The organism is Saccharobesus litoralis, from assembly GCF_003063625.1.
Taxonomy (GTDB): domain Bacteria; phylum Pseudomonadota; class Gammaproteobacteria; order Enterobacterales; family Alteromonadaceae; genus Saccharobesus; species Saccharobesus litoralis.
On the sequence record NZ_CP026604.1, the window covers coordinates 2000994 to 2024982 of the forward strand.

Consider the following 23989-nt stretch of genomic DNA (forward strand, 5'->3'; position numbering starts at 1 on the left):
CAGCCTCGGCAAAACCTTTGAAATGTAATGAGAAGTGAATAATTTAAAAAGGATAATAATGACAACGCTTAAAAAAATCAGTCGAACAATAGCCGCTAGCTTGCTAGTCGTTGGCTTAACTTCATGCGGTTTGACAGCACAAAACAACTCTGATGTTAAACCAGTTGAAACAAGCTTGCCTAATGCCACTAGCGTCATGCAGTTGATGGAAAAAGCCGCTAACTGGCAAGTCGCTCGCACTCAATATATGCCACATGTTGGGCGGGCGCAAAAAGGTTCAGAATCATATGGCCGTTGGATCCAAGGTGCATTTTATGTCGGGTTAACAGAATTAGCCGAACGTTCACCAAACCCATTTTACGAAAATTGGATGGGTTATGTGGGTAAAGCGCATAATTGGCGTATGGGTAAAGTTAAATACTTTGCCGATGATCACGTCATTGGCCAAATGAATCTTTGGTATTACAACCGCCACAAGAATAAAGAAGCGGTAACGCCGGTAAAAGAAACCTTTGACTGGTTAATTGCGCAAAACCCGACTAATAGCTTGGAGTTTGTCGCTGGTCGTAACAAAGACCGAGTGCATAACTGCCAATGGCGCTGGTGCTGGGCAGATGCCTTGTTTATGGGGCCGCCAACCTTGTTCGCCTTATCACAAGTGACGGGTGATCCTAAATACACTGAATACGCGCATAAAGAGTTTCAAGCCACGGTGGATTACTTGCTCGATCCTAAAACCGGCTTAATGTTTCGCGATTCACGCTACTTCGATAAAAAAGGCAAATATGGCGAGCAAATCTTTTGGTCGCGCGGTGTCGGTTGGGTTTACGCAGGTGTGGTTAACTCGATTGAAGCCTTACCGGCTAACCACAAGTATCGCCCGTACTATGAAGACTTATACCTTAAGTTAACCGCAGCCATCATCAAGTTACAAAAACAAGACGGCTCTTGGCCAATGTCCCTGTTGGCGGGTGAAAAGGATAAATACCCAGAATCGAGCGGCACAGCATTTTATACCTATGGCTTAACTTGGGGTATCAATCAAGGCTTATTAGATAAACAAGAATACCTGCCTAACATTTTAAAAGCTTGGAATGTATTGACCAATTCGGTACATCCAGACGGTAAATTTGGTTGGGTGCAAGGCGTTAATGACAAGCCAGATGTGGTCGCCTACGAAGACTCGCAATTATACGGTGTAGGCGCATTTTTATTGGCTGGCTCGCAAATGTATGACCTAGTTAATAAAACGCAATAATCCGTAGTTACTTATATAGGCAAAGACAGCGACACAAAGCCATAGTGCATTTCCCGCGCTGTCTTTTTTAACCTTAGATTTAAAAGGATCTTAATAATGAAATTCATTAAATTAACGACCACATTGTTGGCCATCTCGCCCATCGCATTTACCTTTAACGTATTAGCTAACGATGACATAGCTAAGCATTTATATACCACCGAAGCGCCAAAACCGATTAAGCGAATTCATCCTAAATATCCGCTAGGTGCATTAAAGCAGGGCAGAGAAGGTTGGGCTGTTGTCAATTTTGTGATTGACGAGCAAGGTGATGTGTCAAATGTGGTGGTGTCAAAAGATTCAGGTAGCCAGGATTTAACTGATGCAGCGGTAGCGGCTATTAAGCAATGGAAATACAAACCACGAGTGGAGAATGGTAAACCCGTACAACAATGTGCTAATGATGTTCTAATGCATTTCAATATGCAGGATAGTGAAAAAGGGGTTTCTCATCGATTCAAAGGTAAGTATCAAAAAGCGGTTAATGCTTTAGCAAAAAAAGACTTTGAGCAAGTTGAAAATATTCTGTCAGAGATGAAACGTAACGATAATCAGCTATTAAGTCAAAGCGCTTTTTATCACCTTTTAGCTGCAGATTATGCTAAAGCGCAGGGTGATATACGCAGCCAATTGAGTCATTTAGAAACCGTTGTGTTATCGCTGAAGAACCTAACTAATGACAAACAAAAGTTATCCGTACTCTATCAAGTGCTGCAATTACAAATACAGCAAAAGCGTTATAACGCGGCTAATCTCACCTACAGCCGTTTGAAAAAGTTACCAGCAGCAAAGCCATATTTACCTAAATTAGCGAAAACCATGCAACTTATTGACGATCTCATTGGCGGAGAACAGTACATAAGCTATGGCGCAACTATTAAGCCCAATAACTTGTGGATGGTGAATTTAGTACGCAAGCAATTCAGTTTAACCAACGTTGAAGGCGGCGAATTAAGCTCATTAGAGCTGCGCTGCGCCAATAAGCACCACATTTATACCGCAACCACCGACAGCACATGGACTATTCCCAATGATTGGAAAAAATGCAAGTTATACGTATTTGGCGAGCCTGAAACAACATTCAAAATTACCGAGCACCCGTTTAAGGCTTAGGTGGGTGTTGAATGATGGGACAGCTTAACCAAATGAATTCAACACAGTATGGCTCGTTTATAGCTTTTGGCTGGAATTTTTGATATGAACGAATTAGAAAAACGACAATTGGAAAAGCTAGACTATGAACTGGGTCAGGCTTTAGAAAAATTAGGTACATCAGCGAAGCTAGTGAGATACATTGAAAGCCAAGGCTTTGACTTTAGCTTACGTAAAATTGGTGATTGTTCGATTTCCCTTTGGGATATTAGAGAGCAAATCTATAGTCTTGCTCCTGAACTAAAACCGAGTTTTATTCAAGAATTTGAAGCTGACCGCTCTCGTTTTGATACATTGAGTAAACTGAGTCGTCAGGCAAAAAAGCTTGAAAATGACCAAAAGTTCCAAGAAGCCAGTCAGGTCTATAAGAAACTATTAGCACAATCAGAACACGGGCACTTTAGACGAGTGGCTGAAGCTGGTTTATATAGAGTAGGCACTTAAATAGATAGCTATTTAATCTAGATTTTAGGAAAAAACTACGAGGTCAGGTCTTTCATCTTGATCTCGTTCAAAATCAATCACTTACAGCCCAGTTTACATTGCTATCTGGGCTTTTTATTTAGCGTTTAAATAATGAGTGTCTGCTTAATTTGCTTTTAAGCCAACTTATTGTCTCTATCCGAACTAATACAAAAACAAAGATTGAACCGTAAATTATTCAACTTTATTTAAAGGGTTGATTGAATGGACTGTTTTCAGTAGCCTAGAGCGATATTTTAAAAATTAAAGTTGTGTTAGTACGGATGGAATAGTTAGGAAACGTCCGGTTACTAAACAGTTATATCTCTATGAAGTAAAAGGAAAGTCATGAGTAGTATTAAAGGAAGTTGCAACTGTAATGCAGTAACTTATCAAGTCACTGGTGATATTAAAAAAGTAGTAAATTGTCATTGCAATCTATGCCGTAAAATGAATGGCTCAGTATTTTCAACTTACGCTGCTGTGTTAACTTCTGATTTTTCATTATTAAGTGGCGAGCTTAAGTCACACAAAGTATCAGAGAACGCGACTAAACATTTTTGTCCCAATTGCGGTACGCCGATTTTTAATTCAAACCCTAAATTGGCTGGTTTAAATATTTTACATTTGGGTTCGCTTGATACTTCCAATGAACTAACCCCTGACGTAAATATTTATTGTGAATCAGAAGTTTCTTGGGCTAAGAATGTAAATTCAATACCGAGTATTGAACAAGGTGTTGGCTAGCGAGATATAACAAGCCATTGCAGTGCGGGACTTTTTACAGTTGGCTTTTCTCACTGCGTTCGTTATTTTAGCCAACAATAAAAAGCCCCTGAATGGGGCGTTAGCTATAAAATCAAATGTCCGAAGAAAATTTAACTAAAATCCATCTAGACTTACCGAGAAACGAAGAGGTAGGCGGAGAATCCTTCTGGGCTGAAGATCTCGGAGAAAATTTATATCGCATGCGAAATACTCCTTTCCATGCGTATGGAATAAATTTCTACGATATCGTATTAGCTAAACCAGAAAGTGATGATTTAAAACCTTCAATACTAAAAGTTCATGAGTATTGTGGCCATAAAACACTGCGAGTCATATTTTTAAATCAAGCATCAGCACAAGAGCGTGCTTCGCTCTTATCTCAACTAAATCAATTCAAGGCGTACCATGAAAACGCGGATGGTACGTTATTCGCGATCGACGTTGAGCCAGAAGGCGACTATGGCGAGGTGTGTAATTGGCTTTATCGGTGGGAGAACGAAGGGATTTTATCTTACGAAACATGTGAGGCAAGAGAGGGCCTCGGCTTTGATGGCGAGTAAAAACGACAGGGTCAGGTCTTTCATCTTGATCTCATTAAAAATCAATCACTTAAAGCCCAGTTTACATTGCTATCTGGGCTTTTTATTTAGCGGTTAAATAATGGGTGTCTGCTTAATTTGTCGCCAGCGATGGTTAGATGATAATGGTTTACAGGCTCTGCAAGCATAAATGCCAATGCCATTAAGTTAAGAATTAGTGTATAATTATCATATACTTAATGGCATTGATTATAGACAGGATACGTTAATGACAATAAAAAATAAAAAGCTAGAGCAAACTTGCGCACTAATCACCCCCAAATTTCGAACAAAATTCATACAACTATTGAATCTTCTGAGTTTCTATCACGTCATCGGTTAAAACCAACTTACTTTAAACGCAAACGAAAGCTTCCTTTTCCAACTCTCATTTTGTCTTTTCTAAATATGATGCAGTGCTCAGCACGAACTGAATTAGAAAGACTTTTTCAAACTCTTTCGTCTGACGAAATCAGTTTTGAATCAATCACTACTTCCGCCTTTACCCAAGCCCGAGCCAAGTTTTCTGAGCAGGCCTTTGTCGAATTAAACCAAGACTGCATCCTAGCGCCTTTTTACTCACATTCAGACTATAAAAAATGGAACGGATTTAGACTATTGAGTGTTGATGGTTCTTTACTTGAATTGCCTCCAGAATCAGCACTATATAAAGCCTATGGAAAGCTAAACCCACAAGCTAGGTTACCAGGTGCAAGACTTTCGCAACTTTATGACCCACTGAATCAATTAACGCTTGAGAAACTACGGGGTCAGGTCTTTCATCTTGATCTCATTCAAAATCAATCACTTACAGCCCAGTTTACTTTGCTATCTGGGCTTTTTATTTAGCGGTTAAATAATGGGTGTCTGCTTAATTTGTCGCCAATTAAAGGAACTACGGGGTCAGGTCTTTCATCTTAATTTCATTTAAAATCAATCACTTAAAGCCCACTTTACAATGCTATCTGGGCTTTTTTATTTAGCGGTTAAATAATGGGTGTCTGCTTGATTTTCCATCATCTATGGTTAGATGATAAAGGTTTGCAGGCTCTGAAAGCATGAATGCTCGCCCACTGTAAATAGACCCTATTGCAGGTTGCAACCTATTAAATAGACATGACGCCGAACCAGAAAGTGCTTAATGTACCCTTGTAGGTTCGAATTTATTCGAATAACACCGAAATATCCGACTACGCGGATTTAACCACCGCCAGCGAAGGTTAGATGATAACGGTTTGCAGGCTCTGCAAGCATAAATGCTCGCCCAGTGTGTTACGAGTTACCAACAGTACAAGGAAGGCTGGAAGGTAACGCAACTATATAAAACATGATGGTTTGGCCCATCCCATCGGCATTCAGGTGCAGGTGGAAACCACCTTATGCGGCATTGGTTAAGAGTCACTGTCGTGAGCGATAAGGGAAAGGCAAACACAATGATTTGTCAGGTGTGAGTTAAAGAGACGAACAGCGTAGGTGTCGAAATATTTAACCGTTGCATCCCGAAACCAAGCTACTGGGTGGAGTTTGGGAAGAGCTTAGAGGCAACCTGATTACCAACTAAGCGGGAGCCGGCAAAGAGCTGACGTGAATTTAACTCGGGGTTTTATATGGAACGTAAGAACCAGTCGTTTTGATGTTAACAGATATCCTCGAATGGAAACCCCATGAGAGCCAAGTCTGAATGCAAAGCACTGGGGCGGAGCAATTCGTAGTAGTGATGATGATAGCTGTAATGGTTATCTAGCGAAGGGATTGCCTCGTTTTAAATGAAACTTTCATCAACTGCTGCAGCAGGAGGAATGATTGAATTCAGCAAAACCATTTAGTATTTCGAAATGGACAGTTTATGAAGCCTGGTTACGTGTAAGAGCCAACGGTGGAGCGGCAGGAATTGATGAGCAATCGATGAGTGATTTTGAACAGGACTTGAAGAAGAACCTGTACAAGATATGGAATCGAATGTCATCGGGCAGCTATTTTCCACCGACGGTGAAGCGTGTCGAAATCCCTAAGGATAAGGGCGTTCGAGTACTAGGCATACCCACGGTATCAGACCGAGTTGCACAGATGGTCGTCAAGATGGAGTTGGAGCCTGAATTAGAATCGGTATTCGATAATGACTCTTATGGTTACAGACCTAATCGCAGTGCACATGATGCATTAGCGATAACGCGCCAGCGGTGTTGGCGATACGACTGGGTGATTGATTTAGATATCAAAGGCTTCTTTGATAACTTGGACTGGGTGTTATTGGGCAAAGCGTTACGCAAACATACCAATAACCCATGGGTATTACTCTATATCGAACGTTGGCTTAAAGCGCCAATGGAAACCTCGGATGGTCAGATAATAGAGCGAACGAAAGGAACACCACAAGGAGGCGTGATAAGCCCATTGCTAGCCAATTTGTTTTTACACTACGCATTCGACAAATGGTTGCGAAGAGAACATCCACATGTTCAATTTGCACGCTATGCGGATGATGCAGTGGTTCACTGTCGTAGTGAGCAAGAAGCAAAGGCGTTAAAGCAAGCTATTGAGCAACGCATGTTAGATTGTTGTCTAGAATGTCATCCAGAGAAAACTAAACTGGTTTACTGCTTTGATGAAGGTAGACAAGAAGCACATGAAGTCATTAGCTTTGATTTTCTTAGTTACTGTTTCAGGCCAAGGTTAGTAAGGAATCGGTGGGGTCGCATGTTTGTTGGCTTTACACCTGCTATTAGCCCTAAAGCGAAACAGAAAATTAGAGAGAAAGTTAAAGCGCTCAAGCTACATAAGCAAACGGGGTTAACGATACAAGAGTTGGCGTATAAGCTTAATCCGATGATAAGCGGGTGGATAAATTACTTCAGTCGGTTTTGGAAAACAGCATTAAGGCCACTTATGTCTTGGATAAACCTTAAATTGTTGAAATGGGCGAAGAAGAAATACAAACGGCTGAAATTCAGTTACCAAAGAGCAAGAAAATGGATGCAAAGGGTGTGTAATACACAACCGTATCTATTTTCTCATTGGCAATTTGGTTGCAGGCCGTAAATGGTGAAACGAGAGGAGCCGTATGAATTGAGAGGTTCACGTACGGATCTGTGAGAGGCTGAGGGGGAAGCTCCCTCGGCCTACTCGACCAAAATAGGCCCTGTTGCAGGTTGCAACCAATCAAATAGACATGACGACAAATCGGAAAAGCTTAATGACCCCTTGTAGGTTCGAATTTATTCGAATAACACCGAAATGTCCGACTACGCGGATTTAACCACCGCCAGCGATGGTTAGAATGGTTTTAGGTTAGCGAATAAGCCCCATCCAGATTAAGAATAGTCCCTGAAGCATATTGATTTTTCATCAACATTACTGCTGCTAGGCCTACATCCCTTGTCTTTCCAACGTTTCCAGCCGGTATTTTGCTAGCAATACTTTGCAGATAATTTTTTCTATCATCGCTAATGTCTTTAGTTAAAGAGTCACTATTGTCAACCACATAAGGAGCAATGGCATTAACTCTAATTGGTGCAGCCGAGATTGCTAACGATTTGCAGAGTGCCTCTACCGCCCCAACAGATACGGAGCTCATAAATAAGTTGGCGTTTGGTTTTACGGAGAAGATACCAGAGATAAATAGTATCGAGCCCTCTTTCGACAAGTAAGGCAAAGCGCGTGTTGATAATTTGTATTTCAGCCAAAAGTTTCTTTCCATATCGCCACGAGCATCTTCTTCGGTAGTTTCTTGTAGGCTTTTTACCATTGCTTCCCCAGCACTGATAACAAGATGGTCAAAGCAGCCTATTTGTTGATAGACAGCGTCAATACAATTATCATTATTTGCGTCTATCTGGACGCCAGTTATTCTATTATCAAGAAAGGCTGTTGCATTAGATAGTTTTTGTTTACATCGACCTGCGATAATAGTGTCTGCACCGTAGTCAGCGCATACACTAGCAATGCCAAGCCCAATGCCTGAACTTCCACCGATAATAAGTATCTTCTTTTTATGCAGCATATTTGTTGGTCTCATTTATTTAAATCCGTTACCGAATAATTGGGTAGAGCAAGAATGGCTTCAACTTCAATTTTAATTTCAGGAGAAAATAAGGCATCTACCTTGACCAGTGAACTTGCTGGGATGTGCTTATCGTAGATTTTACTAAGCTCTTCTCTTAGCAGGGCAATCTTACTGAGGTCACTCACAAATAAGGTCACTTTAATTAAGCTGCTTAGGTCAACATGCTCTTCTTTTGCTATCGTACTGATCAGCTCAAATATTGTTTTGGCTTGCTTTTCAATAGAAGCATTCTGATTGTCCGTACCAAAAGCCGTTAAACCACTTACATATAAGGTGTCATTATGCTTGACTGCGTGAACATAAGGCCCCACGGGATCTTTAAGTTTAGAATAGTTGTTTCTTTTCAGATTCATATGTTGCTCATGGGCATTGGTTAAGGTTGAAAGTAAGATGATTCCTAACACAAAAATTTTTGTCGGTTTCATGTAACTGCCTTTTTAAATGTATTAACAATTTACGGAGTAATCATATATAATTCCGAATAAGACGAATATACCTATAAAATCAATCTTAAATTCCAAAAATGAAATTATGCTGGACGATTTAGCCTTATTTATTAAAGTGGTGGAAAATGGAAGTTTAGCGGGGGCATCGAAGAAACTTGGCCTTCCGCCGGCTACGGTCACTAGGCGTATTCAAAAGCTTGAGCAGAAGCTGGATTGCCAGTTGATAAACCGCTCGGCACGTCAGTTTCATTTAACTAATGAAGGTGAACGATATTATTCAGAATGTGCGTCATTGGTTTCTGAACTTGAGGATCGTGCTGCCAATCTGGATTCCATATTGCACGAGACCACTGGACGACTTAAAGTTCTTGCGCCAACGAATATGGCTGTGGGTATGATGAGGGATATTTGGCCTAGTTTTTCCAGCAAATACCCTGAGATTCAACTCGAAGTCAATGTAAATAATACCGTGCTGAACTTTTCTGAAACGCAAGCAGATTTGGCTATTAGAATTGGCCCGCAGTCAGACTCTGGTTTGTTTCAGAAAAGGCTGGGAGTGGTTAAAACTATACTCGTTGCATCTCCAGAATATCTGGCGTTATCAGCACGTTTAGAAACACCTGAAGATCTTCAACAGCATCAATTAATTACGGTTGATACCATTCCTAGTTGGATTTTATATCAAGATAACAAAAAATTTATAAGCCGCTTCCCAATTGTTGGCAAGACTAAAGTCAACGATATCCGGCTTGCTGCCCAGTTATGCAGTCGTTCTATAGGTATCGCGTTATTACCTTGTAGTGAAGTTGTTGATGAATTAAATAATGGTGATCTAATCCAGGTTTTGCCAGAGTGGGTGGGGGAAGCAAGAGAAATTTATGCTATTTGGTCCAGTGGTCGAATGCTTCATAAACGAGCAAGGTTGATGCTAGACGTTTTAATTGACTTCGTTAAAAATGAGCCCGTGTTACAGGGTGAGATACCTATAAAATCAGAGTAAGCGTTAGCATGTTTAGCCTGATATAGCGTGGTTTAACTATTAACCAGAAAGAGCGCAATGACCCCTTGTAGGTTCAGACTTTATTCGAATAACTCCGAAATAGCCGATGATGCGGATTTAACCACCGCCAGCGAAGGTTAGATGATAACGGTTTGCAGGCTATGCAAGCATGAATGCTCGCCCACAATAAATAGACCCTTTTGCAGGTTGCAGCACTTAATTCTCTCTATTCTTTGTCACGGTAACTTGCTGCAATAACCGCTCTATAATTATTTTTTAAAACTTAAATACATTGATGTCGTTTCTGAGTGATTCAGCATTAGCCTGTAATGTATCAGTTGAGCTTAAGGTTGCGTTACCTTGTTCTAGCATGATTTCAGAGTCGCTTTTAATGGTATGAATGCGCTGGTTAATCTCGTCTGACGTTTTAGCTTGTTGGGTCGATGCCGTGGCGATTTGTGTTGCCATTTCGGTGATCTTGTCCATTTCCGCTTTTATGGCAACAAATGCGTCAGAGCTTTTTTGTACGGCTTGCACTGTTTCAATACCATTAGTATGCAGCGTATCCATTTTTTTCGAGGCGGTAGAGGCCCCTTCTAATAGCATGCTTATTTGCGATTCGATTTGTTCGGTTGAGTCTTGTGTACGTTTGGATAACTGCCTGACTTCATCCGCTACCACAGCAAAGCCTCGGCCGGCTTCGCCTGCGCGTGCTGCTTCAATGGCGGCATTTAGCGCCAGTAAATTGGTTTGCTCCGAAATACCTTTGATAACCTGAACAATATTGCTGATCTGATTCGCTTCATTATTTAAATCTTCAACCAATGCACTGGTATCACCTAGCTCTTCAAATAATTGCCCCATTGCGGCACGGCTATCGATAGCATCTTTTTCACTGGCTGATGATAATTCATTGGCGCGTAACACAGTATCAGATGTTGATACTGCCATATCAGACACTTCATGTATGCTTGCGGTCATTTCTTCGGTGGCAACTGAAATGGAATCTGTGGATTGTTTTTGGTTGTTGATAAGGCCAATGGATTGGTGCATTGAACTGGATACATCGCTTGTTACCTTACTCATGGAATCAATTTGCTGTTTTACCGACCCTAGCGTTTTTTCGAAATCGCTAATCAAGGAGTTTAATGCCTCGCCAACTTGATTCAGTTCATCTGTACCCGTTACCTCGTAGCGCATGGTCATATCTTTTGTACGAGCTAGATTGGATAGCATATTCACGAGTTTGTCGAGTGGTTGAGTAATGCTCGAAATAATTTGTAAAGATATAAAGAGTAAGACGGCTAGCAACACAACAATCAAGATAATCGTGTTATATAGCGAGCTTTTGGCGTTATCGAGCATGCTATTTTTTTGCTTTTCAATTTCATCTAATAGAATTGTTGCCAAATCTTCATAGGCAGCATTAACTTGTACGCCATTTTTAAGCCATTCATCTATGTTTATATCTAGTTTTTGCCCGACTAGCCTTGTACCGCGTCTTATCATGTGTCGAAAGTCTTTCTGGGCTTGTTGAAAGTAGGGTTTGTCGCCAATCGTTTTATCAAATTGCTGGTCAAGATGAGGTGGCGCGAAATTTTTAAATCCTTCTATATAAGCTTCTTCAAGGGAAAACGTCTTATTAACCGTCGAGTACACATAAGCACTATATTCATTTTTAATGCCATGGTAAGCCTCGCCATTGGCTATCAGCGCATTATGTTTGGCGAGGATTAAATTTTGGTAAGCATTTGCCAGCAAAGACAATTCTTTGTTGCCACTGGTTAATAACACGACTGCTTGCGTGCTATCTATTAGTGCGAATGTTAGAGCTCTAATTTCGTTAATTGTGTATTTTTTGCCATCGGGAAAGTCTTTATTGCGAATGCGTTGATTAACGAGCTTTCTGATAGTGGGAAATAACTCAAGTCGCTTTTTGATTGCAATAATATCTTTTTGTAATCCTGGAAATAGCGCAAATTTGTCTGTATCAGCCACAAAGGTACTGTATTTGACTAAAGCCTTATCCACCGGCACACGACTGTCATGCATGCTTTGTTCAAATTCCAAGCTGGGATTAGCGTAAGAACGTCCCATATACATTTTTGTATATAAATGCTCCACTTGAAGGCTTGAAACTAATGGCGTGGCATTGTAAATGTACTGCTGCAATACTTCTAAGCGCTCAACCTCTTTCATCTCATTGTCTGCTTTTACATAGCGCTCAACTGCGAAAAACAAGGTTGCGAAAAGTGGGATCAGAACAAGTAAAAGGATACGTAGTTTAATATTGATGCGACTAAAAAAATTCATCAAGAGACTCGCTAAGTGTATTGGGTTTCTATTTATCAGCGTAACTTTATCTTAACTTGACTATTTTTTTAACAATGATTTGAACTATTTTGACTATTTATGAAAGAATTTTAACGAATTTAGGCAAGTGAGATTTTTTTAAAATCAATAAGCAAGGCGTCCAGTTTACAATTTTTTAATAATGGGTGTCTGCGTAATTCTGCTGTTACAATTAACAAGAAATCCACCAAATAATCTTACCCTAGCGTTGAACTGCCTTTCTAGCATACATTAACATCATGATGCTATAATGTTATTAATTGAAATTCGAGGCAATAGTTATGGCACACTTATCAAAACGCTCTACCGTCTATTTTGATCCTGCTATTCATCAGGCTTTAAAAGTTAAATCTGCAACGTGTGATCAGTCAGTTTCTGAATTAATAAATGAAGCTCTAAAATTATTTATGCGTGAAGACCAAGAAGATTTACAAGCTTTCACAGAGCGAGCAACTGAACCAGAGATGAGTTATGAAGAGCTATTAAGTGATTTAAAGAAACATGGCAAAATATAAAGTCACTTTCAAAAAATCGGTTTCAAAAGATCTTCGTAACATACCAAACCATGATGTAGCTAAAATACTTTTTAAAATAGACAAATTAGCGGAGAACCCACGTTCGGAAGGTTGTATTAAATTGTCTGGTCAAGAACGTTATCGAACTAGGCAAGGCTTGTATCGGATTGTGTATGAAATTATAGATTCAAAATTAGTCGTACATGTCGTTAAAGTTGGTCATCGTTCGAACGTGTACGACAGTTAAAAACCACACTTCTATCATCTTTATCTCTTTTAAAATCAACACTTAAAGCTCAGTTTACCTAGTTATCTGGGCTTTTTGTTTAGCGGTTAAATAATGGGTGTTTGCTTATTAGCTTTGCGGATGTTTCGCTGTTTTACCAACAAATACGCATCGACAAAGGGGTATCAATTTTTTAGATTTTTGTCTCTTCTTATCAAGCAACAAATGTTTAACGATGAGAGAAATATGAAATTAAAATGGAGTTTCGCATCCGCTTTGCTAGTTAGCCTTGTTTGTCACTGTGCTAATGCTAGTGAGTTATCAGCGACCGATTTTAAAAATCCACAAAAGCCTTATCTGCCGAAAACTTGGATGCATGCCATGAATGGCAATTTAAGCAAGCCGGGGTTTACCGAAGACTTTAAAGCTATGCAAGAGGCTGGTATTGGTGGGGCTATTTTCTTTCATGTGCATCGTCGTAATAAACCTTATTCTTCACGCGGGTCTGTCAGATTTGGCACTGACGAATTTTTTGATCACTTAGTGCATGCTGCCGAACAAGCGGATAAAAACGATATTGAGTTTGGCATTCATAATGCTGACGGTTGGACATCTAGCGGCGGGCCTTGGGTGACACCAGAAATGTCGATGAAGCGCATTACTTGGTCTGAGTTGGCGGTTGAAGGTGGTAAACGCTTAGTTCCGCCACAACCGGGGTACTATGAAAATTTTTATCGTGATGTGGCAGTCATTGCGTTACCAGCCAACCCATACAATCAAAGTAATGCTTTTGCGAATGCAAAAATTACTAGCTCAGATCCCAGCCTAGATACTGCCACGTTATTGGATAATGATTGGGATAGCGTATTCAGCTTTAGTGAAAGCCCAGATTATGGCAGCTTTGATAGTAAGCCTGCCCAAAGTGAAAATAAAGGCAATGAATATTGGCTACAAGTTGAAGTTGAAAAGCCAACCACGTTACGCAGCTTACATATTGAAACACCTAACCGCAATGGTGACGCTGCATTACAAATTTCAGACGACGGCGTTAACTTTACTACGGTTGTTGAAAAGTTAAGACGCCCACGACCTGGCGCGCGCCTGTGGGCATTTAGCCCGCAATTAGTTGATGACAATAATGATGGTTACACAGCTAAATATTTTCGCTTAGTTTTTAGCCAGCCAATCACGATCAAGCGTTTTGATTTATGGTCAGTCCCGCGTTTTAATGATTGGTTTTCGATGAATTCGATGGAGCGCGGTAAGTTAAGTTTAGCGCCACAAATTAATCCTGCGGCCATCACTAAAGCCAGTGATGTGTTGGTATTAAACCGAGGTGAGCTGCCAAAAAATGGCGTGAAATTACCCAAAGGTCACTGGCGAGTTTTACGTTTTGGTTATACCAGCACGGGCGCGTTTAATGTACCCGCCACGGTTGAGGGCGAGGGCTTAGAAGTCGATAAATTCGATGCTAAAGCCTTGCAATTTCACTTTGACCAATATGTCGGTAAATTAGTTAAAAAAGCGCAAGCCAAGGGCATTAACTCGCTTAAAACAACTGAAATTGATAGTTATGAGGTTGGCGGGCAAAACTGGACGCAAGCTGTCGACCAAAGCTTTAAAGCTAAGTTTAATTATGACTTTATTCCTTGGTTACCCTTGATGACTGGCCGAGTGATTGAATCACCCGAGCATACTGGTGGCATACTGCAAGAGTATCGCCAACATTTATCAGATTTAATGGTTGAAAATTACTTTGGTGAATTTACTCGCCTGACTAAAAAATATGGTTTGGAATCTTATATTGAACCCTATGGCTGGGGACCGTTTGATGAATTAGCCTCGGGCGGTAAAGCCGATCGCTTAATGGGCGAGTTTTGGGTTAAATCGCCATTTGCTAAAAACAAAAAGTACCACGGTCGTACCAGTGCCGCGATTTCGTCTGGCCATATTTATGGTAAGAAGGTTATTTCAGCCGAGTCTTTTACTTCTATCAATGTCGTGCATTGGTCGGGGCATCCGTATTTTTACAAACACCATGGCGATCATATGTGGACTCGTGGTATTAACGAAACCATGTTCCATCGTTTTGCCCATCAGCCCAATAATCATATTAAACCCGGTATGACTATGGACTCGATTGGTTCGCATTTCGATCGCACGCAAACTTGGTGGTATAACGGCGGCGTAGAATGGTTTAAATATTTAGCTCGTGGCTCTTATCTTTTACAGCAAGGTGTACCAGATGCTGATTTTCTTGTGCATTTAGGCGATGTTGCGCCCGTGCGCGGTAACAGTAGTATCGATGTGCCAGATGGATTTGGTTATGATTTTACTAATACGGACGTTTTGCTAAATAGAATAAGTGTGAAAGATGGGTATTTGGTGCTGCCAGAAGGTACGCGCTACAAAGCCTTAGTGCTAACAAAAACCGACTTTATGCACTTTAAAACCCTTAAACGCATTCAAGAGTTAGTGGCCGCAGGCGCGACTGTAATTGGCAATAAACCGGAAAAAGTCATTGGCTACAACGAGTGGTCACAGCAAGCTGAGTTTAGTCGTATTGCCGATTTATTATGGGGCGGTATGACTGAAAGTAGTACTCATGAAACAAAGGGTTGGTTAAGCGGGCTTGTTGATAGTCTGTTTGGGCAAAAGTCAGAGTTAGCGAACGAAAGTAACACCAATAAAATTCATGTGTATAAAAAGGGTTTAGTTAGTCATTTTGATCTAGAAAAATCAATTGAGCTGTTAGATTACCAACCTGATTTAAAGGTCAATGATATACCGGCTAAACATTTTGCTAAACGTCGCATTGGTGATAATTACCTATACTTTTTTCACAATGATCAGCCAGAATTTAAACAAGTGACAATCGATATGCGCGATGGAGATGGCATTGCAGAGATCTGGAATATTGATGACGGCAGCATAGAACAAATTCAGCAATGTACACGCAATGGTGATCGATTGATCACTAAATTAGCGTTAGAGCCACATGCTAGCCGTTTTGTACTTATTCGTCGTGATCAGCAAAAGCAAAATTATAACGGTAAACATTCGCAATTAGTTAAAGACATCTATGTCAATAGCGCTGACAAAGCTGAGATAGAACAACTAACAGGACCATGGCAGGTTGAATTTGATACTCAATGGGCAGGCCCTGGGCAAACAACATTACCTAAGCTGATCGATTGGATAGAAAGTGATGTTGCAGGTATTAAATATTACTCTGGCACGGCCAATTACAGTAAAACCTTTAATTTGAGTGCTAAACAAGTATCAGGCACGCAGCCTTTGTATCTTGATTTAGGAGACGTGCAGCAAATTGCCGAAGTCAGTATTAATGGCACCAAGCTAGCAACGTTATGGAAGCCGCCTTTTGCAATCGACATCAGCTCGCTGGTTAAAGTCGGTAAGAATACTTTAAGCGTTGCCATTACTAACACTTGGGTTAATCGCTTAATTGGTGACGAAGCTTTACCTGACACCAGTGGCTATAAAATGACAGGCGATACAGTGCCTTGGTTAAATGCCAACCAAAAGCCGCCAAAAAGCGAACGCGTAACCTTTACTGGCTATAACTTTTTCGCCAAAGATAAAAATAAGCAGCTACAAACATCTGGCTTATTGGGGCCAGTGCGTTTGATAAAAATGTAAGTTAGTCTGCTCCAGACGCCCACAGCATTTCCAACTTACACGGATGTAAGATATGCAGTGGGCGAGCATTTGCCTGCATGGATGCAGGTACTTAAGATTTATCGGGAATAAAAATCTTGTATGCTTGCAGAACCTGCAAACCAAGCCAACTAAGCAACATTCCCTTCGGCGGTCGAGATCCAATGCCGTTAAGCGTCTGGAACAGCGCACCACCTCGTTTTGGTTTTTCATATTACATCTAGCCATTCAATTGATTATTTTCCCCACAAGGGTAGCAATTTCGCCAAAATTTGCCTTTTCTTAATACGTACTCTTTTATTTGAATAATAATTATGCCTATCCGGTTTGTAACTTGGCGTCAGGTTGCACGACGCTTATCTTTAACGATAGCAATTTCCTTATTGCTAACAAGTTGCCTGAAAACTGACGACGCGAAAACGCAAAATACAACTGCAAAAAATAGTAACGCGTCAACAAGGTTAAAAACGCCGACAAGCTATGAAAACATAGCGCTGCATAAACCGAAAAGCCCAATGCCAGAGTCGTTTTATCATGCGCCGGCAGCAGAGTTAAAAGCCAACTTTAAAACGCCACCGGATGCAGTTAAACCTTGGGTATATTGGTATTGGATCAATGATCATATCTCGAAACAAGGAATTGAGAACGATTTGGCCGCCATGCAAAAACAAGGCATAAACACAGCATTGATTGGCATTATTCACCTAAATGCCAGTATTGGTGGTTATGGGCAAGTATCAGCCCTGAGTGAAGAGTGGTGGGACCATTTGCGCTTTGCTATTGAAAAAGCGGCTGAATACAAGATTGATATTGGCCTGTTTAATTCACCCGGTTGGAGTCAATCTGGTGGGCCTTGGGTTAGCCTTGATCAATCCATGCGTTATTTGGATTCCAAAGAATATCAGGTTGATAGTCAGAGCATTAAATCGCTAAAACTAAGCAAACCAAAAGGTTACGCACAAGACGTTAAATTACTGGCTTTTCAAACGCCAAAACAAGAGCAACAACGCTTGAGTTTTCAGCAAACAAAAGTCAAAGTTAAGTATCCACAACACTCTACGTTCGCGCACCCGAGCAACAATCCGCAGCAACTCATTGATGGCGATCATCAATCGGTTTATCTCTTTCCGACTGAAGTTATAGACACCAAAAACAGTCGGGTGCGGTTCGATTTTAAACACAATGAACTATTATCCGCTCGCACGTTAGAGATATACCCGCACGATACGTTTTCAGCTAAAGCAACTTTGTCGGCTAAACAAGCCAATGGTGAGTACAAAGTCATTAAAACCTTTGTTGTGCAAAGACCACGGAAAATGGCTGCGATTGGTCCCGATCACGACGCACCTATTGTGGTTAATTTTACTAAAACTCCAGCCAGCGAATTTCGCTTAACATTAAACAATATCAAACTGGGTCGCGGCGGCAAAAATAGTGTACCAGGCATTAAAGAATTGGTTTTATCCAGTGGCTATAAACTAGAACGCTATGTTGAGAAAAAGCTGGCTAAAGTCCACCCCACACCTCAACCTAAACACGATAGTTATCAATGGCCTACGCCTCTAGCAGCGGATGAGCCTAGCTTAGCTATCTCCGCTGAAAAAGTACTCGATATCAGCGAATTCATGAAAGGCGAGCGAGTCAATTGGTCAGTACCAAAAGGTGAAGAGTGGACAATGGTGCACTACTTTATGCGTTCAACGGGCACAACCAATGGCCCATCGAGCAAAAATGCCAAAGGGCCTGAAATAGATAAACTCAGCAAAGAGATTGCCCAATATCATTTTGATGCGTATATCGGCAAAATTTTACAGAGTATGCCAGCGCAAAAACGGACTGCATTTAAATATGCCGTGGTCGATAGTTACGAGCAAGGCGCGCAAAACTGGACCGATGGCTTTGCACAAAAATTTGAACAGCATTATGGCTATGATCCCATACCTTTCTTACCGGTTTACACGGGGCGTATTGTTAATAGTGCGGAACAAAGTGAGCGCTTTTTGTGGGATGTTCGGCGTATGGTCGCTGACCGCGTCTCTTATGAATACACGGCAGGTTTGCGCGAGCGCGCCCATCAGCATGGTTTAAAACTATGGTTAGAAAACTACGGCCACTGGGGCTTTCCAGGTGAGTTTTTACAATATGGTGGTCAAGCCGATATCGTTAGCGGTGAATTTTGGGCATCGGGTAATTTAGGCGCAATTGAGCTAAAAGCCGCGTCTTCAGCCGCCCATATTTACGGCCATAAAACGGTAATGTCGGAGTCTTTTACCGCAGGGCGTAGCGACAGTTTTATTAACCATCCATGGAACTTTAAAAAACGCGGCGATTGGTCGTTTGTTGAAGGTATTAACCACACTTTATTACATGTTTATATTCAACAAGCTTATGAAGATAAGTTGCCCGGGGTAAATGCTTGGTTTGGCTCAGAGTTTAATCGCCACAATACCTGGTTTGATTATATGGGTAGCTGGTTAGACTATGTTAAGCGTTGTAATTATTTAATGCAGCAAGGCCACTACGTGGCAGATATTATGTATTTTATTGGTGAAGATGCGCCGAAAATGACGGGCGCCTTGCAGCCAGCATTACCGGCTGGCTACGCCTACGACTTTATTAATGCCGAAGTCATTCTTAAAGGTTTATCGGTTGAAAATGGCGAGTTTGTGTTACCCAGTGGTATGCGCTTTAAACTACTGGTATTGCCGGATTCAAGCACAATGCGCCCTGCTGTATTAGAGAAAATACAATCGCTGGTTGCCGCGGGGGGCACTGTTTATGGGCCTAAACCTAAACAATCACCGAGTTTACAGGGTTATCCGCAAGTGGATCAGCAAATACAGGCGATGGCGAATACCTTGTGGCAGGCTATCGACGGTGAAAACGTCACACAGGCTAACTATGGTTTAGGGCAGGTGTTTTACCAAACGCCTGAGCAAGCGGATCTCGCCCAAGTTATGCAAACTATTTTGCGCCAGCCTGATTTGGCCGATTTACCTGCAGATGTCATTTGGAGCCATCGAAGCAGCAATACCCATGACATATTCTTTATTGCTAACCAAACGGATAGTCCGGTAAATATTAAGCCGAGTTTCCGCTTAAGCGCGAAATGGGCGCGGCCTCAATATTGGGATGCAGTAACAGGGCAAATGCAGACACTCGCTCAATATCAAATTGATAAAGGCCGCTTAACAATTCCCTTGTCTTTACAGGGCTTAGGATCTGCTTTTATTGTGTTTGAAAAATCTCATGCCAAATCACTATTGGCTTCTGACTCTGTGCAATCTATTCAAGCTATTGATCCGCAACAAGCTAAATATAGGCCGTTGGTTACAAGCGCCTTCGATAGCTCGGGTCAGCTTGTACTGGATATTCAAACTAACGGCAAATATCTGGTACACACCAATACCCGCCCAGCGCAAACACTAACTATCGACGATTTACCACCGAGTCAGGTTTTCACTACGCCATGGCAATTGACATTGACAGAGGGGCGCGATGTTGCAACCCAATTGCAGCTAAGCCAATTGGTGTCATTAACCGAATTAGAACCATTAGCATTAAAACATTATTCAGGTTCGATCATTTACCGTAATCAATTGGCCATGACCGACAATTTATTGCGCGACGATCAGCGCTGGATATTGGATCTAGGTCAAGTCGGCGTTATTGCAAAAGTAAATGTAAATGGTGTGGATTTGGACGATGTTTGGAGTCGACCTTTACAAGTCGACATTACGGACGCGCTGCAAGTTGGTAACAACCAAATTGAAATTAATGTTGCAACCACTTGGGTTAATCGCTTGGTCGGTGATCAAAAATATCCTGAGCAATTTCCAGATAGTGCACAAGCTAAGGCATTTAATAGTGAAATCACTTTTGCTAGTAAAGTCACCAAAGATACACCATTACAGCCAACCGGTTTAATTGGCCCTGTAAAACTTACCCCTTTACGTAAAGTTAAGCTTTAATTGCTAATGCTAAGAGAGCATTTAATTCGGTAATCCACCCAATGTAGCGCCGGCTTTATGCCGGCGAAAGAGTGCGCATTATTAAATTGAGACATATTTTTACATGAAGACGTGGCATGAGTGGGATAAACCCATCCTATGTAGGGCCGGCTTTATGCCGGCGAAAAAGTGCGCATTATTAAATTGAGACATATTTTTATATGAAGACGTGGCATGAATGGTGATAAACCCACCCCATGTAGGGCCGGCTTTATGCTGGCGAAAAATTACCTTATGACATGGGCATTTATGCCTATAGAAATTGAAATCAGTTGAACAAAATATTGAGAACTAAAATGCGAAATATCAAACAATATTTAACGGCTAGCTTAATGTGTTTATTAACCGCGAGTTGTGCTGTTACACAAGAGAAAAAACAAGAGAGTAAAAACGAGATTAGCCAAGGCCTAATTTACCTAGAACGCGAAGTAAAAGTTACCGATAGCGCCTTATTTTTTGACGGTAAAAAGCTCGGTAATGTGCGTAAGTCTGTAAATATAAAGAATGATCCCAATGGCAAGTATGATTACCAGTACGGTTCAGCAATTGCTCCTCACGGGGATGCAATTAAAACCTATCAACATTATGTGTTTATGACTTGGTATCGCGGTGGCAAGTATGACCGCCATATGATGTTATCACGCCTCAACCTTAAAACCGGTCAACTTAAGCATATTGAGTTTCCGCACCAACATACCGGCTTAGTTGGACGCTGGTGGATAGGGGAAACCCATAACACCATAGCCGTTGGTATAAGTCCTAAAGATGAAACCATTCATTTGGTGTTCGATTTACACGCATACAGCAAACACTCTGACACTGGCGGTAACGGCAGCTTTGCAAAAGACTATTTCCGTTATTCGTATAGTTTACCCGGTGCCGCCGCTGTTAGTGATGATGAATTTACCTTGGACTTATTTGTAAAAGATACTAGCAGCCATAGCGCTGGTCCGAATGACTATAATCACTTGTCAATGACAGGGGCGGAAGATCATGCCGCGCATTCCAAATTAACTTACCCTAAGTTTTTCTTAAATGATCAAGGCGATCTGTTTTTCTACATTCGTCAAGGCACCTCGCATGATGGTAAAGGCATTTTTAACTATTACAAAAGCAATGGTATTTGGTCGTCATTTAAAAGCATAAACAAACTTAACGTTAAGGAAGACGGCCTTGCTCATACTTGGAGCAACTATGGCAACATGAAGTTTGCTAACGGCAAACTGGGTTTTGCTTTTCAACCACGAATAAACAACAAAACGGACCGATACAAGTATCAAAATGGGGTTTATTTTATGTACTCGGATGATCCCATTGGTCAGTTACAATGGAAAAACTACAAAGGTCAAGACATTAACTTACCTTTGATAGATCCTAAACCGGCATTTGTCACAGAGCCGGGGGATTGGGTAACTAGTCAGCAGCCAAATAAAATTGTTATTACCGGTAGTTTTGATTGGACTATTACGCAAAAAGGCGATGTGCATATTATTAGTCGGGTACGTGATACCGAATACAAAAAAGACGTTTATTTGCATCATTATAAACCTGCTGGGCAAAGCGAATTTATCACCACAGATAAATTTGTCGGCGCTAAAAATCTTTATACCTCTGGCGATAATATTTACATTATCGGTTTAGATAATGGCCAACCTTATATTGAACAAGCAACAGGTGGTACCAACCAATTTAAGCGGGTATATCAAGGTAAAAAACAAGCGGCAGATTTCAAGAAAGGCATGGTTTATATTGCACAAGGTAAGCTTTATTACTACCTGTTAGCAGAAGGGCAGGGGGATAAACGTACCACTTACTTGCAAATTATCAATTTGGAAGGGCGTTAGCCATACACTTCTTACTTTCTCAATAATGCCCATTTTCAGTTTACTAAAGTGCTGCATGGGCATTTTAAATTCTCTACAAATGATAATGACCAATGGAATTCATCTTTAATGTTTAGTGCAAACCTTTCAATCTCGAAATTACTTTTAATTGCTTGTTTCACTAGTGTGCTATCAGCATGTGGTGGTGCCGGATCTTCTAATGCAGCAGATAGCGCAGCAGATAAAAGTAACGAGGAAACTCAAACGAATATTGATCCTCAAACTGATTTAGAAACTAAAGCTATCATGGCTTTATTCGATACTTGGGAAAAAGCAACTAATAGTGACGGTACTGTTGATGCCGAGCAGCTAACTAAAATACTACATGACGATTTTACGCTGCATGATGGACAAACCCAAAAAAAGGATATGATTGAAAGACTTAGTACGTTAAATGATGGTAGTTCTTTTGTTGGTTCTGTACCTGAAACGAGTCGACGGATAGAAACTTACGAAAATGTCAGTGTTAGTGATTTAAATATTGATGCTGGAACAGCTAACGTGAGTTTTAGGCCTTTTTCACAAGGCGAATACTCGCAGAATTTCAACTACAGTTGGCAAGCCATAAAACACCCTGCACATGGCTGGCAACTGCTAGGCGAACCATTGCCAATACTATTTAATAGCCCAACGGTGCACTGTGTAACTGATCATTACTTTGGTCATCCAACTTCCTCGTATATAGAGCGAACGGAGGAGGATTACACAAAAGCCTATTGTTATATGAATATTACCGCAAAAGATATTAATTGGGATAATAACTCTGCGTTTGGTATGGAGGAAGGTCAATTTAATTTAGGGGTTGGAAACTTAGTTTCCACCGTATTGCCGTTTGCCGCGATTAAAATTGAGGTAGTTTCACCTCAAAATGAAATACAACAAACATTATATTTGGCTAATGTTTTTTACGATGAAGCCGCAAGCTATTGTTATCAAAAAAGAAGCTGTTTTAGTTTAATCGACCCAAATGGCAAGGGCTTTGTTGAAAATTATAATAGTTCGTTTGACCATGATTTTAGTATTTTTCAAGAGGGCACAACCTTTCGCTACAGTGTCTATACCCAGCCGCTAGACTATTCAGATGCGACTAACCCTGTAGTTGATGAAGGTTCTTTAGCATTTCAGACTGAACGAACCATGTTAGCGCCGTCTTTCACGCTTGGTGAACTCGGTTCTTTTAATGAATACCCGCCATCGGTTGTTGAAAATACATTTTTAAATGGTGGTCAGCTCAATATTAGCTGGCAACGTCCTAATGGTTTGAATACTAAAATGATTCGTGTAAATACACATATTTTTAGTAACAATGGTGGTCGCATCAGAGATAATTATGAAATGAAAATAGTGGACAATGACAATAGCGCTACCGTGGATATGAGTGAGACCTTAGATAAATTAGCGCAAGCTGGTGGTCTAGCAGACGTCGATTCTAATTTGGTTGTTATCAGTGTAATATTTGCTGATCCTAGATCAGGAGCAACGAAGAAATTAAGTACTTCTGTTTATTTTTAGCAAGTACTTGCTTATTGATACTTGTATTAAAACAAGTATCAAAAAGC

At 40.9% G+C, this 23989-nt stretch carries 17 protein-coding genes; 14 read left to right on the top strand and 3 right to left on the bottom strand.

Features of this window, described 5'->3' with window-relative positions:
- Nucleotides 1–58: 58 nt before the first annotated feature.
- The 7 genes from C2869_RS07045 (at nucleotide 59) to ltrA (ending at nucleotide 7296) form a co-directional block, all read left to right on the top strand.
- On the top strand, nucleotides 59–1258 hold the full coding sequence (locus C2869_RS07045) for a glycoside hydrolase family 88/105 protein (protein WP_108602277.1): 1200 nt from the start codon (nucleotides 59–61) through the stop codon (nucleotides 1256–1258).
- Nucleotides 1259–1354: 96 nt separating this feature from the next.
- Nucleotides 1355–2410, top strand: a complete 1056-nt coding sequence (locus C2869_RS07050) for an energy transducer TonB (protein WP_108602278.1) — start codon at nucleotides 1355–1357, stop codon at nucleotides 2408–2410.
- Nucleotides 2411–2494: 84 nt separating this feature from the next.
- Nucleotides 2495–2893, top strand: a complete 399-nt coding sequence (locus C2869_RS07055; RefSeq protein WP_108602279.1) for a hypothetical protein — start codon at nucleotides 2495–2497, stop codon at nucleotides 2891–2893.
- A gap of 366 nt (nucleotides 2894–3259) precedes the next feature.
- Entirely contained in the window at nucleotides 3260–3658 is a 399-nt protein-coding gene (locus C2869_RS07060; protein WP_108602280.1) for a GFA family protein, read from the top strand.
- 116 nt (nucleotides 3659–3774) lie between these two features.
- A complete protein-coding gene (locus tag C2869_RS07065; protein ID WP_108602281.1) occupies nucleotides 3775–4239 on the top strand; it encodes a DUF4265 domain-containing protein in 465 nt (154 codons plus the stop codon).
- Nucleotides 4240–4518: 279 nt separating this feature from the next.
- Complete coding sequence (locus C2869_RS07070) at nucleotides 4519–5106, top strand: hypothetical protein (RefSeq protein ID WP_159084078.1); 588 nt, start codon at nucleotides 4519–4521, stop codon at nucleotides 5104–5106.
- Between the two features lie 954 nt (nucleotides 5107–6060).
- Nucleotides 6061–7296 (top strand): group II intron reverse transcriptase/maturase, encoded by a 1236-nt coding sequence (ltrA, locus tag C2869_RS07075; protein WP_108601131.1) that lies wholly within the window; start codon nucleotides 6061–6063, stop codon nucleotides 7294–7296.
- Nucleotides 7297–7540: 244 nt separating this feature from the next.
- Here the strand turns inward: ltrA and C2869_RS07080 are convergent, their stop codons facing one another.
- Nucleotides 7541–8272 (bottom strand): SDR family oxidoreductase, encoded by a 732-nt coding sequence (locus tag C2869_RS07080; RefSeq protein WP_108602283.1) that lies wholly within the window; start codon nucleotides 8270–8272, stop codon nucleotides 7541–7543.
- Nucleotides 8269–8745 (bottom strand): RidA family protein, encoded by a 477-nt coding sequence (locus C2869_RS07085; protein WP_228710794.1) that lies wholly within the window; start codon nucleotides 8743–8745, stop codon nucleotides 8269–8271. Before C2869_RS07085 ends, C2869_RS07080 begins: the two co-directional genes overlap by 4 nt.
- Before the next feature lie 106 nt (nucleotides 8746–8851).
- On the opposite strand from C2869_RS07085, the gene C2869_RS07090 reads away from it, so the two are divergent.
- Nucleotides 8852–9766, top strand: a complete 915-nt coding sequence (locus C2869_RS07090) for a LysR family transcriptional regulator (RefSeq protein WP_108602284.1) — start codon at nucleotides 8852–8854, stop codon at nucleotides 9764–9766.
- Nucleotides 9767–10042: 276 nt separating this feature from the next.
- Here the strand turns inward: C2869_RS07090 and C2869_RS07095 are convergent, their stop codons facing one another.
- Nucleotides 10043–12079, bottom strand: a complete 2037-nt coding sequence (locus tag C2869_RS07095) for a methyl-accepting chemotaxis protein (protein WP_108602285.1) — start codon at nucleotides 12077–12079, stop codon at nucleotides 10043–10045.
- A 320-nt stretch (nucleotides 12080–12399) separates the two neighbouring features.
- Between C2869_RS07095 and C2869_RS07100 the strand changes: the two genes are divergently transcribed.
- The 6 genes from C2869_RS07100 (at nucleotide 12400) to C2869_RS07125 (ending at nucleotide 23942) form a co-directional block, all read left to right on the top strand.
- The gene (locus tag C2869_RS07100) at nucleotides 12400–12633 is read left to right on the top strand and encodes a ubiquitin family protein (RefSeq protein WP_108602286.1); all 234 of its coding nucleotides are present in this window, start codon (nucleotides 12400–12402) and stop codon (nucleotides 12631–12633) included.
- Nucleotides 12620–12880 carry a type II toxin-antitoxin system RelE family toxin gene (locus C2869_RS07105; RefSeq protein ID WP_108602287.1) on the top strand — a complete coding sequence of 87 codons (261 nt, stop codon included), beginning with the start codon at nucleotides 12620–12622 and terminating at the stop codon, nucleotides 12878–12880. The genes C2869_RS07100 and C2869_RS07105 overlap by 14 nt, the downstream gene beginning before the upstream one ends.
- Nucleotides 12881–13105: 225 nt before the next feature.
- Nucleotides 13106–16519 (top strand): glycosyl hydrolase, encoded by a 3414-nt coding sequence (locus C2869_RS07110; RefSeq protein WP_108602288.1) that lies wholly within the window; start codon nucleotides 13106–13108, stop codon nucleotides 16517–16519.
- 332 nt (nucleotides 16520–16851) lie between these two features.
- On the top strand, nucleotides 16852–20508 hold the full coding sequence (locus C2869_RS07115) for a glycosyl hydrolase (RefSeq protein ID WP_108602289.1): 3657 nt from the start codon (nucleotides 16852–16854) through the stop codon (nucleotides 20506–20508).
- Between the two features lie 335 nt (nucleotides 20509–20843).
- On the top strand, nucleotides 20844–22391 hold the full coding sequence (locus C2869_RS07120; RefSeq protein WP_108602290.1) for a BNR-4 repeat-containing protein: 1548 nt from the start codon (nucleotides 20844–20846) through the stop codon (nucleotides 22389–22391).
- 108 nt (nucleotides 22392–22499) lie between these two features.
- On the top strand, nucleotides 22500–23942 hold the full coding sequence (locus C2869_RS07125; protein ID WP_108602291.1) for a hypothetical protein: 1443 nt from the start codon (nucleotides 22500–22502) through the stop codon (nucleotides 23940–23942).
- Nucleotides 23943–23989: the final 47 nt, after the last annotated feature.

What these genes read in the sequence shown, in the direction of transcription:
- C2869_RS07045 (WP_108602277.1), top strand. Translation starts at nt 59, where the DNA reads ATGACAACGCTTAAAAAAATCAGTCGAACAATAGCCGCTAGCTTGCTA.
- C2869_RS07050 (WP_108602278.1), top strand. Translation starts at nt 1,355, where the DNA reads ATGAAATTCATTAAATTAACGACCACATTGTTGGCCATCTCGCCCATC.
- C2869_RS07055 (WP_108602279.1), top strand. Translation starts at nt 2,495, where the DNA reads ATGAACGAATTAGAAAAACGACAATTGGAAAAGCTAGACTATGAACTG.
- C2869_RS07060 (WP_108602280.1), top strand. Translation starts at nt 3,260, where the DNA reads ATGAGTAGTATTAAAGGAAGTTGCAACTGTAATGCAGTAACTTATCAA.
- C2869_RS07065 (WP_108602281.1), top strand. Translation starts at nt 3,775, where the DNA reads ATGTCCGAAGAAAATTTAACTAAAATCCATCTAGACTTACCGAGAAAC.
- C2869_RS07080 (WP_108602283.1), bottom strand. Translation starts at nt 8,272, where the DNA reads ATGAGACCAACAAATATGCTGCATAAAAAGAAGATACTTATTATCGGT.
- C2869_RS07085 (WP_228710794.1), bottom strand. Translation starts at nt 8,745, where the DNA reads ATGAAACCGACAAAAATTTTTGTGTTAGGAATCATCTTACTTTCAACC.
- C2869_RS07090 (WP_108602284.1), top strand. Translation starts at nt 8,852, where the DNA reads ATGCTGGACGATTTAGCCTTATTTATTAAAGTGGTGGAAAATGGAAGT.
- C2869_RS07095 (WP_108602285.1), bottom strand. Translation starts at nt 12,079, where the DNA reads ATGAATTTTTTTAGTCGCATCAATATTAAACTACGTATCCTTTTACTT.
- C2869_RS07100 (WP_108602286.1), top strand. Translation starts at nt 12,400, where the DNA reads ATGGCACACTTATCAAAACGCTCTACCGTCTATTTTGATCCTGCTATT.
- C2869_RS07105 (WP_108602287.1), top strand. Translation starts at nt 12,620, where the DNA reads ATGGCAAAATATAAAGTCACTTTCAAAAAATCGGTTTCAAAAGATCTT.
- C2869_RS07110 (WP_108602288.1), top strand. Translation starts at nt 13,106, where the DNA reads ATGAAATTAAAATGGAGTTTCGCATCCGCTTTGCTAGTTAGCCTTGTT.
- C2869_RS07115 (WP_108602289.1), top strand. Translation starts at nt 16,852, where the DNA reads ATGCCTATCCGGTTTGTAACTTGGCGTCAGGTTGCACGACGCTTATCT.
- C2869_RS07120 (WP_108602290.1), top strand. Translation starts at nt 20,844, where the DNA reads ATGCGAAATATCAAACAATATTTAACGGCTAGCTTAATGTGTTTATTA.
- C2869_RS07125 (WP_108602291.1), top strand. Translation starts at nt 22,500, where the DNA reads ATGTTTAGTGCAAACCTTTCAATCTCGAAATTACTTTTAATTGCTTGT.